Source organism: Microcella frigidaquae (assembly GCF_014200395.1).
GTDB lineage: Bacteria > Actinomycetota > Actinomycetes > Actinomycetales > Microbacteriaceae > Microcella > Microcella frigidaquae.
Map to the genome: position 1 here is coordinate 1983617 of NZ_JACHBS010000001.1, position 12210 is coordinate 1995826.

At 71.1% G+C, this 12210-nt stretch carries 11 protein-coding genes; 10 read left to right on the forward strand and 1 reads right to left on the reverse strand.

Going from position 1 to position 12210, the window contains the following annotated elements; all coding sequences use genetic code 11:
• The first annotated feature begins 259 nt into the window (after positions 1–259).
• From BJ959_RS09815 to BJ959_RS09860, 10 genes are all read left to right on the forward strand, one after another.
• Positions 260–580 carry a hypothetical protein gene (locus BJ959_RS09815; protein WP_153981518.1) on the forward strand — a complete coding sequence of 107 codons (321 nt, stop codon included), beginning with the start codon at positions 260–262 and terminating at the stop codon, positions 578–580.
• Positions 577–939: a hypothetical protein gene (locus BJ959_RS09820; RefSeq protein ID WP_153981517.1), complete on the forward strand. Its 363-nt coding sequence runs from the start codon at positions 577–579 to the stop codon at positions 937–939. The genes BJ959_RS09815 and BJ959_RS09820 overlap by 4 nt, the downstream gene beginning before the upstream one ends.
• On the forward strand, positions 936–1811 hold the full coding sequence (locus tag BJ959_RS09825) for a tyrosine-type recombinase/integrase (protein ID WP_153981516.1): 876 nt from the start codon (positions 936–938) through the stop codon (positions 1809–1811). Before BJ959_RS09820 ends, BJ959_RS09825 begins: the two co-directional genes overlap by 4 nt.
• Before the next feature lie 541 nt (positions 1812–2352).
• Positions 2353–2769 carry a helix-turn-helix domain-containing protein gene (locus BJ959_RS09830; RefSeq protein ID WP_153981515.1) on the forward strand — a complete coding sequence of 139 codons (417 nt, stop codon included), beginning with the start codon at positions 2353–2355 and terminating at the stop codon, positions 2767–2769.
• Positions 2766–3905, forward strand: a complete 1140-nt coding sequence (locus BJ959_RS09835; protein ID WP_153981514.1) for a phage major capsid protein — start codon at positions 2766–2768, stop codon at positions 3903–3905. Before BJ959_RS09830 ends, BJ959_RS09835 begins: the two co-directional genes overlap by 4 nt.
• Before the next feature lie 414 nt (positions 3906–4319).
• On the forward strand, positions 4320–5411 hold the full coding sequence (locus BJ959_RS09840; RefSeq protein ID WP_153981513.1) for a phage portal protein: 1092 nt from the start codon (positions 4320–4322) through the stop codon (positions 5409–5411).
• A 394-nt stretch (positions 5412–5805) separates the two neighbouring features.
• Positions 5806–6816: a CAP domain-containing protein gene (locus BJ959_RS09845; protein WP_183321973.1), complete on the forward strand. Its 1011-nt coding sequence runs from the start codon at positions 5806–5808 to the stop codon at positions 6814–6816.
• Positions 6817–6914: 98 nt separating this feature from the next.
• On the forward strand, positions 6915–7892 hold the full coding sequence (locus BJ959_RS09850) for a Gfo/Idh/MocA family protein (RefSeq protein WP_153981512.1): 978 nt from the start codon (positions 6915–6917) through the stop codon (positions 7890–7892).
• Positions 7893–7922: 30 nt separating this feature from the next.
• Positions 7923–9653, forward strand: a complete 1731-nt coding sequence (locus tag BJ959_RS09855; protein WP_153981511.1) for a D-alanyl-D-alanine carboxypeptidase — start codon at positions 7923–7925, stop codon at positions 9651–9653.
• A gap of 23 nt (positions 9654–9676) precedes the next feature.
• A complete protein-coding gene (locus BJ959_RS09860) occupies positions 9677–10261 on the forward strand; it encodes an isochorismatase family protein (protein ID WP_153981510.1) in 585 nt (194 codons plus the stop codon).
• Positions 10262–10304: 43 nt separating this feature from the next.
• Here the strand turns inward: BJ959_RS09860 and BJ959_RS09865 are convergent, their stop codons facing one another.
• Complete coding sequence (locus BJ959_RS09865; protein ID WP_153981509.1) at positions 10305–12155, reverse strand: ABC transporter ATP-binding protein; 1851 nt, start codon at positions 12153–12155, stop codon at positions 10305–10307.
• Positions 12156–12210 lie beyond the last annotated feature (55 nt).

A 12210-nucleotide genomic window follows, 5' to 3' on the forward strand; every position in this document is an offset into this window, starting at 1 on the left:
GAGGTCAACCGAGGGCCCCGCATCACACGCCTCGGCCGCGCCGTGAGGTACCAGAAGCAGCACGTCCGAGAGTGGCTGGACTCACGCGCTGAGCCTGCTTCCCGGCACTCGGCGCTCGCCGGATGACCGGCCTCGAGCCCCAGTAGACCTCACCGCAAGAAGAAACCCCCGGGGGCAACCGGGGGTCGAGTCCATCGAACGGAGTACACGAACAATGAACGACTTCCAGGCTACCGCGCCGAGCCCGAGTGCGGCTCTCATGACCCGCGCCTACTGCCCCTCATGGTGCGCCAGCCACGACGCCACCGACCCGAACCAGGCCCACGACACCAGCAGCAGTCCCGACGGCTCCACCATCGTCGTCCACCGTGGCCGCCTCATCCCGCCCACCAACGGCACCACCAGCATGAGCCTGCTCCGCGAGGTTCGATGGGACACCGAGGGCACCCTCATCGACCGCACCGACACCGTCCTCCTCGGCGAGACCCTGCTCCACAGCCCCACCGAGATCACGGCGCTCGCCGAAGCCCTCCACGACCTCGCCACCGTCCTCACCAGCAGCGAGGGGGCCCGCCGATGAGCACGACCGTGCGCGTCCTCGCCGCGCCCGACTGGGCCGATCCCGTCGCGAGCGAGGTCTACGTCCGAACGTTCCACGATGACCCCGAGCTCGACGAGTACGAGGAGCGGCTCACTGTGTGGCGAAGCGCCGACGCCTCACCGAACCCCGCCGCGGTCGCTCGCCTCGAATGCACCGACACGAGGCGATCGATCGAACCTCGCTTCGAGCTCGGAACCACGGCAGGCACACTCTCCCTGTCGGCGACCTCGCTCGAGCTGATCTACGTCCCCACCGCGGCAGACGCCCGCGCCCTGGCAGAGGCCGCTACCGCCCTCGCCGCCCTCCTCGACGACCTCGAGAGGCGGCCGCGCGCGTGACAGCGACAGACGATCAGGTGTGGGCGCTGTGGGACGTCCACATGCGCGCCGGCGGCTGCACCGACCGCACGATCCGCAACCGCCGCATCTGGTTCCGCGAACTCGCCCGCACGCTCGGCAAGCCGATCGCGACCGCCACGAAGCTCGACCTCGTCGAGTACCTCGGCCGCGCCCACCTCAGCCCGCGCACCCGCCAGAACTACCGAAGCGCAATGCACACCCTGTTCACGCTCATGCAGGACGAGGGCATCCGGCACGACAACCCCGCCGCCCGCCTGCCGCGCGTGCACGTCGCCCGCCTCGAGCCTCACCCGTTCACCATCGAGGAAGTCCAGCGACTGCTCGAGTCCGGCATCTACGGCAGAACTCGCCTCTATGTGCTCCTGGCCCTCTACATGGGTCTCCGCGCGGCAGAGATCGCCCAGCTGCGAGGCGAGCACGTCGACTGGGACCGCCGCCGCCTCTGGATCGAAGCCGCCAAGGGGGGAGTGAAGGTCTGGCGCCCGCTCCACCCGATCATCTGGGAGGTCATTCAAACGCTCCCGCGCGAGGGCTATTGGTTCCCCAGCCACACCCTGCCCGGACAACCGATCAGCCCGAAGTCGGTATCCAACACCCTGTGCGCAGCGATCAAGCGCGCCGGCATGTCCGGCCACCGAGCCCACCAGCTGCGCGCGACCTTCGCCACCGAGATGATCCGCGCCGGAGTCTCCACCACCGTCGCCAGCCACGCCATGCGCCACGCAAACCCCGCGACCCTCTCCCGCTACGTCAAGCCCGACGACCTCGCGATCCTCGACGCCATCACCAAGATCCCCACCGTCGCGATCCCGACCCGAACGAACAGACGGCGCTCGCCGGAGGTCGCCTGATGGGTGCACGACTCGCTGGGCGCGCCTACGCCGCGATCGCGCGAGACCCGAGCGCACTCACGCCGAACGCGCGCCTGCTCCTCATCTGGATGGCGCTTTCTGCCCTCGACAGCGATCCCAGCCCGCTCTACTACCGCAGGCCCGAAGACAGCGCGCTCGGGCTCGGCCACATGATCTCGGACCACATCGACGATGCCGACCCCGAGGCTGACAGTCTCCGCAGGAAGCGCGATTCGGCCCTCCGCATGGTTCGACGCGCGACCACCGAGCTCGTCGACCGCGGCTACATCCAGCGTCGCAAACGGGGTCAGAAGTGGCAGCGAGCCGAGTACAAAATCACCATCCCGACTCTCATCGCGCCGGAACTGTCAGTACCTCCTGAGAAGGAACTTTCAGTACCGCTCAGCGGAACTATCAGTACCGCTCAGGAGGGTCTATCAGTACCCCCCAAGGAACCACAGGAACCACAGGAACCAGATAGAGGATCAACCTCGGCTCAGGCGCGCACCTTACGTGCCCCTGTGGAGAGTCGAGGCGCTGCATGATCCGACCTCCCGAGACCTACATCGTGCCCGCGGGCTCCGTCATGGTCCCAGCCCGCATCGCTCGCCTGCTCATGGTCAAGATCCTCGACAGCTACCGCAGCAGGATCCGCGGCGTCGACCCCGAGCTCGACACCATCCTCACCGCCCTCGACCTCGCCGGCCGCCGATGGGCCGCGCAACGGGCCGACCGCGGAACCCCAGTTGCGGCAACCGCGGAACCCGTCGAACCATCGAACGAATGGTTCACCACGACCCAAGCGGCTGACGTGCTCGGGATCACATCCCGGGCAGTACGGAAGGCGCTCGCCGAGAAGAAGCTCACGGGCTTCCACCGCGGCGGCCAGTGGTGGATCGCACGAGAAGAGCTCGCGCACTACCGCGCGACTCGCGACCATCACGAGGAGACCCCATGAGCAACACCCTCCGGCAGCTGCGAGAGCGCAGCGCCGACCTCAAGGCCCGCGGCCAGGCGATCCTGGACCGCGTCAACAGCGAGGGCCGCAGCACCCTCACCGCCGACGAGAAGCGCGAGGCCGACCGCATCAAGGCCGACCGCGCCGCGATCACCCAGCAGATCGACCGCATCGTGGACGACATGCTCGGACAGCGCAGCAACCCCGCGCCCGCCAACGGCACCCGCAGCGGCAGCACCCTCATCCCGTCCTGGCGAGAGTTCGAGGACATGCGCTCCCAGCAGCGTGCCCTCGGCTCGGGCGCCAGCAGCGGCGGTGTCCTGCTCGACACCGAGCAGTCGGAGGTCTGGTTCGACCGGCTCCGCAACCGCAGCGTCTTCCTCGCCGCCGGCCCCCGCATGGTCACCGTCGCCGAGCACGCCGCCCGCTACCCGATCATCACCTCCAGCGTCACCGTCGCCGCCCGCAACGACACCGAGGCGATCACCCCCACCGACCCCGGCCTCGACTCCCTGACGCTCGAGCCCGTCAGCTACGCCGCCATGACCGTCGTCGCCAACGAGGTCTTGCGCGACAGCAACGGCCAGGCCCGCGAGATCGTCGAGGCCGACCTGCTCCGCCAGTGCGCCACCAAGCTCGACGCCGACATGTTCAACGGCACCGGCGCGGTCAGCCCGCACCGCATCTACGGCCTCCTGAACGTCACCGGCATCGAGACCGTCGGAGCAGCCGGCCCCCTCACCCTCGACCTCCTCCTCGAGGTTCAGGCCACCCTCGAGGCCAGCGGAGCCAACCGCAACCGCATCGCGTTCTTCATGACCCCCGCCGACTGGGCCGTCATCCGAGGCATCAAGGACCTGCAGGACCGCTACCTGCTCATGCCCGACCTCGCCACCGACGCCACCCCGTCCCTCTTCGGCTCGCCCGTCTACGTCAGCGCCAACGTGCCGACCGCATCGGCGCTCGCCGTGGATCTCGACCAGGTCGTGGTCGGCATGGGTGAGGACGTGACCCTCGCCTACTCGGAGGACTTCGCGTTCGACAAGAACTCGACCGCGATCCGCCTCACCACGCGCGTCGACCTCGGCGTCATCAACCCCGAGGCCGTCCACGCGATCACCGGCATCACCGCCTAACGATCGCCACGAGCATGCGTCAACCTCACCTCACGAGCGCCTAGTCCATGGGCCACGGAGGAAGGATGGTCGCGGCTGACCTCTCACACCTTTCGGGAGGTCGCGAACACCGCACCAGCGCATGGAGGGCCGCCCGGACCAAGATCCGGGCCGGGCGGCCCCACACCCAGCCCCACGACGTGGTGCACGCCATGACCCACACCAGCTCGACACCCCTCAAGTGCAGCCGCATCCTGGCAACCGGGCACCAGAAGACAGAACTGGCCTCTGACCAGGCATTCTCCTCGCGAGTTTTTCAAGAATGTCCCAGGTTGGTAGACCGCGGCCTGTTCCCTTTTTTCTCTCCCCGCGGAGGGCTCGGCGGCTGTGGGCCGTGTGGGTCAGAACGCCGGGAGCACCAACGATCGGATCACCATGAAGCTCTCTCTCCCGTGGCGCACACGTAGCCGCCACCCCTTCGCCAACCCCCACCCCTGGATCGGCTCGGGCATCAGTCTCGGCCGCGGATCCAAGGGTGCCCTCGCGATCGTCCCGGTCTATGCCGCGACCAACCTCATCGCCGACCACCTCGCATCCGCGCCCCTGCACGCCTACCGCGACGCCGGTGGCCGCCCGCAGCGCCTCCCCGAGCAGCCCGCCCTCTGCGTCGACCCCGGCGTGGGCCTCGACCGCTACAGCTGGGTCCACCAGGCCGCGACGTCCGTCCTCCTCCAGGGCAACGCCTACGGACTGATCCAGGAGATCGACGGCCGTGGTATCCCCGCCAAAGTGGCATGGCTGCGCCCCGAAGATGTCTCCATCAGCGTCGTCGACGGAGCCGTCACGTACCGGTGGCGAGGGGAAGAGTTGCCCCGTGCCGACCTCATCCACATCCCCGGCTACGTTCTGCCGGGCAGTCCCGAAGGTCTCTCCCCGATCGGCCTGTTCCGCGTCCAGCTCGAGACCGGCCTCGAGGCGCAGACCTTCGGCCGCCGATTCTTCACCCGCGGCACCATGCCGAACGCGATCTTCAAGAACGAGAAACAGAAGGTCAACCCGCAGGATGCCGCCGCGGTCAAGGCGCGACTGAACCTCGCGATCGAGAACCACGAGCCCATGGTCGTCGGCGCGGACTGGGAGTACACAGCCGTCCAGCTGCCCGCCGCCGACGTGCAATTCCTCGCCGGCGTCCGAGCCACCGCCAACCAGATCGCGGCCGCCTACCGTGTCGCGCCGGAAGACGTCGGCGGATCGATCGAAGGCGGGACCTCGATCACCTACAAGAACCTCGAGCAGGATCAGCTGCGATTTGCGACCCGAACCCTCCGCCCTTGGGCGGCACGGTTCGAAGCGGTCTTCAATCGGTTCCTGCCGGCGGGGGAGTACGTCCGGTTCAACCTCGACGCCTCGGTGCGGGCCGACCTCCTGACCCGCTACAAGGCCCACGAGCTCGCCCTCAAGAATGGGTTCAAGCTCATCGACGAGGTGCGCGCCCTCGAGGAGCTGCCGCCGATCGACACGGTCTAGGCGAGGCCACAGCCCCCGCACTTACCCCGCACATTGAGCGGCTTGGGGAGCGTCACCACGGCATCTCCCGGCAAGAAGAACCCTGGAAAAGTCAAGAGTCCGGCAACTCCTGCACATCAACCCCACCCATGGCTCGGTAATCGGGCGGTTGCGGGTTCGAGTCCCGCAGTCGGCTCCATGCGCGACGCGATGCGTCGCGGGGTTCGAGTCCCTGGCGGCCCCTGCGCCACCCTCATCGGGCAATCCGCTCCCGAGCCTGCTCCGAACGTCTTTTGGGAACGTCGTTCGTTTTCCGACCATAGGGGGGTTGGCGAGAAGCCCCGGAGGTCCTAGCGTTAAGCCCTATTCGACAGCCGGGGGGCTGTCCAGATGCCACAGCACGGGGGTATGGCAGATGTTTAGAGTCGCGTCCGCAGGAACCGCTCTCGCAGCGGTGATGCTCGTCACCCTGCCGTTCCTCGGCGGGCCCGAGGGGAGTTTCGCGGCGATCGCCGCGACCGGCTCGTCGAGCAGTTCCCCCGTCATCACGGCTGTCGGGTCGCGCACGAGCGACGAGTCGACCGTTCCGCTCGTGGAGTTCATCGAGCGCCGCGCCGCCGCCGAGCAGGCGGGAGCGCAGTCCACGGACGACGAGCACACCGCGCAGGACCCGGACGGCTCCACGGCGCCCACGGGCAGCGATGACACGGATGCGGGCTCGGGTTCCGGCTCCGGGTCGACCGGTTCCGGCTCCGGCTCGACCGGCTCGGGTTCGGGTTCGGGCAGCGGATCGGGCTCGGGCAACGGCTCGAGTTCCGGCAGCGGTTCCGGCTCGGGCAGCGGCTCGGGTTCCGGCAGCGGTTCCGGTTCGCCGTCTCCCAGCCCGACGCCGACCACGCCTCCGCCCCCGCCGCCGGCCCCGGAGCCGCCGGCCTGCCCGAAGGCGATCTCGGGCTCGACGCCCGGCGCCCCGAGCCGCACCTCTGCTCTCGGTGTCGCGGGCACGACCTCGGCCGACCTGCAGTCGTTCGCGGAGAAGTTCAACGCCATCCGCGTCGCCAACTGCCTGCCGCCGGTGCCCTTCGGCAACATCCGATACGACTCCTGCATGGAGGACCGTCTGTTCTGGATGGCGGAAGACCCCTCGACCGACCCGTCGAGCGCGTGGGGCCACATCGGCTCGCAGCGCAGCGACGGCGTGCCGAGCGTCGGCTGCGACGGAAACCTCGCAGGCGGCTCGAACAACACCGGGGCGACCGTCGCTCAGAAGTGGTGGGACTCGAGCGGGCACCGCACCTCGCTCTACAAGCCGACCTACAAGGGCAGCACCGCGGGCGTGTGCATCCTCTTCGCCATGACCCACGGCGGTGTGCCGAACGAGCCGTACGCGTTCACCCGCGCCGCGGCCCGCTGGGTCAACTGCTGATCACCGTCTGACCGCTCCGCTCGTCGACCGCGCGCCCCGGCGCGCTGGCTAGGCTGACCCGCGAGGGCTCCGCACGGGAGCCCACGGAAGGGTCGACGATGAGCACCGGACTGCGCTGGGGCATTCTCGCCACGGGCGGCATCGCCCGCAGCTTCGCCCGCGACCTGATCGATGCGGGTCACACCGTCGCGGCGGTCGGGTCGCGCGCGCCCGGCGCGGCGGCGGCCTTCGCGGCCGAGTTCGGCATCCCGACCGCGCACGGCAGCTACGAGCAGCTGGCGGCTGACCCCGGGGTCGACGTGATCTACGTCGCCACCCCGCATCCGGCGCACCTCGATGCGGCCCTGCTCGCCATCGCAGGCGGCAAGCACGTGCTCGTCGAGAAGCCCTTCACCCTCAACGCCGCGCAGGCGGCCCGCATCGCCGAGGCGGCCGCGGCCGCCGGAGTCGTGGCGATGGAGGCGATGTGGACGCGATTCCTGCCGCACATGGTGCAGCTGCGCGCCCTGCTCGCGGCCGGCGCGATCGGCGAGGTGCGCACGGTGATCGCCGACCACACCCAGGCGCTGCCGACCGACCCCGCCCACCGCCTGCAGAACCCCGCGCTCGGTGGGGGAGCCCTGCTCGACCTCGGCATCTACCCGGTGTCGTTCGCGGTCGATGTGCTCGGGCTGCCGACCGCGGTGCAGGCCCACGCCTCCCGGACGCCGACGGGTGTCGACCGGCAGACCGCGATCCTGCTGGAGCACGAGGGCGGCCGCCAGTCGGTGCTGCACTGCGCTCTCGACACGGCCGGCTCGAACCGGGCCGTCGTGCTCGGCACACACGGAGCCCTCGAGCTCGACCGGGTCTGGTACACCCCGACGACCGTCACCCGCTACGACCGCGAATGGAACGTGGTCGAGCAGCTGCGCCCCGCGGTCTCGGGCCGGGGCATGCAGTTCCAGGCGGCCGAGCTCGAGCGCCGCGTCTCCGGGGCCGCGCCGTCCAGCCTGCCCATCGACGAGACGGTCGCGATCATGGCCGTGCTCGACCAGGTGCGGGCTCTCATCGGGCTGCGGTATCCGGGCGAGTGAGGCTCACCCTCCGCTCGGTATCATGACGGGATGACCGAGCCCGAGCAGCCGCTCAGCCGACGTGCTCGCCGTGAGGCCGAGGCGGCGGCCGCTCGCCGAGGGCGCGGCCGGTCTGATGGCGGGATGCCCGCCGCGACCCCGCCGGAGCCGGCCACGGTCGCCTTTCCGTCCGCCGCCCTCCCTCCCCCCGGCGGTGCCGTCCCGTCCGTCGTCGACGCTCTTCCGACGGAACCACTCGTGCCCGGTGAGCCCGGGGTGCTGCCGGCCGCGGCGCCCGCGGAGCCGGCAACCGATGCGGCAACCGATGCGGCCACCGATGCCGCCGACCCCGACGCCCCGCGCGGCATCGCCGCCTTCGTGCGCGCCCACCCGCGCGCCGTGCTCGCCACGGCGCTCGGCGTCGGCTTCCTGCTGCTCGCCACCGGCTCGCTCTTCGCGGGCATCGCGGTCGGCTCCGCCCAGGGGGCTCCGGCGCCCGTGGTCAGCGAGACGCCGACCCCGACGCCCGACCCGCGCGTGCTGCCCGCCGCGATCGCCGACCCGAGCCGGCTGCGCACCTGCAGCGTCGCGTCGCTCACCGGCGATGACCGCCTGAACCGCCTGTTCGCCTCGGTGGTCAACGTCTCCACGGGCGAGGTGCTACTCGACCGCGACGGCGCGACGCCGGTCCGGCCCGCCGGTGCCATGAAGGTTCTCACCGCCGCCGCGGCGCTCGCCGTGCTCGGCTCCGACTTCCGGCTGACGACCCGGGTGGTCGCCGGGTCGACGGAGGGCAGCGTCGTGCTCGTCGGCGGCGGCGACGCCACGCTGAGCCGCCTGCCGGCCGGGCAGGAGAGCGTCTACCGGGGCGCGCCGAAGCTCGACGAGCTCGCGGCGCAGGTGGTCGCCGCCTACGCCGCGGCGAACCCCGACGCCCCGGGCATCACCACCCTCGTCGTCGACGCGTCGTACTGGCCCGCCGGGGACGCCTGGAACCCCCGGTGGAACCGCGACCGCATCGCCGCCGGCATCCAGGCGCCCGCGACCGCGCTCATGGTCGACGGCGATCGGGCCGATCCGCGCCAGCAGGTCAGCCCGCGCTCCAACGACCCCGTCGGCCGCGCCGGTCAGGCGTTCGCCGCGGCGCTCGCCGCCGCGGGCAATCCGGCCGGAACGCCCACGATCACCTCGGGCTCCGCGGTCGGCTCGACGGTCCTGGGCCAGGTGCAGTCGCAGCCGGTGGGCACCCTGGTCACGCAGATGCTCACCAACACCGACTTCGTGCTCGCCGAGATGCTCGCGCGCGTCACCTCGAAGCAGCTCGGGCTGGCCGGAACCACCGCCTCGCTGACCGGGGCGATCACGGGCGCTCTCAACCCCTACGGTGTCCCGACCGACGGCATGGTCGTGACCGACGGCTCCGGTCTGGCGACCGACAATGCCGTTCCGGCGCAGTACTTCGCCCAGCTGTTCGCCATCCTCAACGATGGCTCCGGCGACGCGGGCATCATCATGGATGCCCTCCCGGTCGCCGGGGTGAGCGGCGCGCTCGCCGGCCGCTTCAGCGGGCCCAACGCCATCGCCCGCGGTGCGGTCACCGCGATGCCCGGCGAGCTGACGACGGCGCGCACCCTCGCCGGCATCGTGCGGGCCGACGACGGCACGGTGCTGAGCATCGGCTTCCTCGCGGTGCGCGACGGCATCGGCTCCGCGGGGCGCGATGCCCTCGACTCCCTCGCCGCCGCTGTCTTCACCTGCGGCGACAACCTCTCCCCGAACTGATCCGCTCCCGATCGGAGGCCCTGATGGCCCGTGCACTCGTCATCGTCGACGTGCAGAACGACTTCACCGAAGGCGGCGCCCTCGGCGTGGCCGGAGGCGCCGCCGTCGCCGCCGGCATCACCGAGCACCTGCGCGATCACCCCGACGACTACGACGTCGTCATCGCCTCCCGCGACTGGCACGACCCGGACAACGACAACGGGGGCCACTTCGCGGTCGATGCCGCGCCTGACTTCGTCACCACCTGGCCGCGGCACTGCATGGCCGGCACCGAGGGCGCCGAGTACCATCCCGACATCGACACCGGCCTCATCGACATCCACGTGCGCAAGGGGCAGGGCGTGCCCGCCTACTCGATCTTCGAGGGCACGACCGATGATGGCCGGCGACTCGTGACCGCCCTCGACGAGCTCGGGGTGACCGACGTCGACGTGGTCGGCATCGCCACCGACTACTGCGTGCTGGCCTCGGCCCGCGACGCGCTCGCGGCAGGACGCCGCGTGCGCGTGCTCTCCGACCTCGTGGCGGGCGTCGCGCCCGAGACGAGCGCGGCGGCCCTGCGCGACCTCGCGGCGGCGGGCGCCGAGGTGGTGCCCTCGCGGGCCTGAGGCCCGCATCCGTCGGCCGCGGTGTCGAGACGAGCAGGGGCGGCTAGACGAGCAGCTGGTGCTTCGCCAAGTCGCGGTAGAGCGGCACGGCCCGCACCAGCTCGCTGTGCGTCCCGACCCCGACCACCTGCCCGTGGTCGAGCACGACGATCTGGTCGCTGTCGACCACCGTCGACAGCCGGTGCGCGATGACGATCAGCGTCCGGTCCTGCGCGACGGCGTCGATCGCCTCGCGCATGCGCTGCTCGTTGGCGCCGTCGAGCGATGACGTCGACTCGTCGAGCAGCAGCACCGGCGGCGCGGCGAGCAGGGCCCGGGCGATCGCGAGCCGCTGGCGCTCACCGCCCGAGAGCATGACGCCCTCCTCGCCGACCTGCGCGTCGAGCCCCCGCGGGTCGCGGTCGAGCACGTCATCGAGGTTCACCGAGCGCAGCACCGCGACGCACTGCTCGTCGGTCGCGTCGGGGCTGCCGAGCAGCAGGTTGTCGCGCAGGCTGCCGGCGAGCACCGGGGCGTCCTGCTCGACGTAGCCGATGCGCGCGCGCAGCTCGTCGCGGTCGAGAGCCCGGATGTCGATGCCACCCATGCGGATCACCCCCGCCGTCGGGTCGTAGAACCGCTCGATGAGAGCCAGGATCGTGCTCTTGCCCGCGCCGCTCGGCCCGACCAGCGCGGTGCGCGAGCCGACCGGCACGCTGAAGGTCACCCCGCGCAGAACCGTGGTGTCGCGCTCCGGCTCACCCACCACCTCTGCGATCACCTTCTCGGCCTCCGTCTGGTGGGCGCTCACCGGGTAGGCGAAGTGCACGTCGTCGAATGCGACCGCGGCCGTCGAGGCGGAGGGGGCGGCGGGCACGATGCCCGCATCCCGCTCGCGCTCGCTCGGCAGGCCGATGATCTCCTGGATGCGCCCGAGCGCCCCGAGCGCGGCGTTCACGCTCGTGATCGCGCCGAACGCCTGCCCGAGCGGGCCGATGAGCAGGAACAGGAACAGGATGAACGCGACCAGGTCGCCGACCGAGATGACGCCGGAGGCGACGCGGAAGCCTCCGACCCCGAGCACGACCAGGAACGACACCTGCAGGGCGATCGACGAGATCGGCACGACGAGCGCCGAGATCTTCGCGACCGCGATGCCCTGCTGCCAAGCCCCGCGCGCGCTGCTCTCGATGGCCGCGATCTCGCGCTCGGTCGCGCCCGCCGCCCGCACGGTGCGGATCGCCGAGATCGACCGCTCGACCGCCGCCGCGAGCTCGCCGACCCTCTCCTGCGCCTTCCGGCTGGCGATGCGGATGCGCTGCGACAGCACCACGACCGTGACGACCGACACGGCGATCACGAGCACCGTGAGCCCCAGCAGCACCGGATCGATGATGGTCATCGCGATCAGCGCGCCGAGGAACGTGAGGCTGCCGCCGATCGCCTCGACGAGACCCTGGGTCAGCACGGCCCGCAGCAGGGTGGTGTCGCTGCCGACGCGGCTGACGAGGTCGCCGGTGCGCCGCTCGTCGAACTCGCTGATCGGCAGGTGCAGCAGGCGGCGCACGAGCCCCTTCCGGCTCGACAGCACGACCCCCTCGCCGGTGCGCTGCAGCAGATAGTGGCCGAAGCCGCTCAGCAGTCCGGCGGCGACGACGAGCACGACGAGCAGCGTGACGACGGGCGCGAGGTCGCCGCCCCGCTCGACGATGCCGATCACCTGCGAGACCAGCAGGGGCTGCGCGAGCGAGGCCGCCGCGCCGAGCACGCTGATCACGATCACCCAGCTCAGCACCGTGCGGTGCTCGAGCAGGTAGGGCAGCAGCTGGCGGAAGGTCGCGCGCGGCCCGTCGTCGGCGACAGAACCGGCGGGACGGCCGAAGCGGCGGCGGGGGGATGCGGTGCTCGCGCTCATGCGTCCATCCTGGCCGACCCCGCCTCGGTGCCGGCTGGTCGCGCATGCGCGGCTC

Coding starts and splice junctions, on each gene's coding strand:
- BJ959_RS09815 (WP_153981518.1), top strand. CDS start 260: ATGACCCGCGCCTACTGCCCCTCATGGTGCGCCAGCCACGACGCCACC.
- BJ959_RS09820 (WP_153981517.1), top strand. CDS start 577: ATGAGCACGACCGTGCGCGTCCTCGCCGCGCCCGACTGGGCCGATCCC.
- BJ959_RS09830 (WP_153981515.1), top strand. CDS start 2,353: ATGATCCGACCTCCCGAGACCTACATCGTGCCCGCGGGCTCCGTCATG.
- BJ959_RS09835 (WP_153981514.1), top strand. CDS start 2,766: ATGAGCAACACCCTCCGGCAGCTGCGAGAGCGCAGCGCCGACCTCAAG.
- BJ959_RS09840 (WP_153981513.1), top strand. CDS start 4,320: ATGAAGCTCTCTCTCCCGTGGCGCACACGTAGCCGCCACCCCTTCGCC.
- BJ959_RS09845 (WP_183321973.1), top strand. CDS start 5,806: ATGTTTAGAGTCGCGTCCGCAGGAACCGCTCTCGCAGCGGTGATGCTC.
- BJ959_RS09850 (WP_153981512.1), top strand. CDS start 6,915: ATGAGCACCGGACTGCGCTGGGGCATTCTCGCCACGGGCGGCATCGCC.
- BJ959_RS09855 (WP_153981511.1), top strand. CDS start 7,923: ATGACCGAGCCCGAGCAGCCGCTCAGCCGACGTGCTCGCCGTGAGGCC.
- BJ959_RS09860 (WP_153981510.1), top strand. CDS start 9,677: ATGGCCCGTGCACTCGTCATCGTCGACGTGCAGAACGACTTCACCGAA.
- BJ959_RS09865 (WP_153981509.1), bottom strand. CDS start 12,155: ATGAGCGCGAGCACCGCATCCCCCCGCCGCCGCTTCGGCCGTCCCGCC.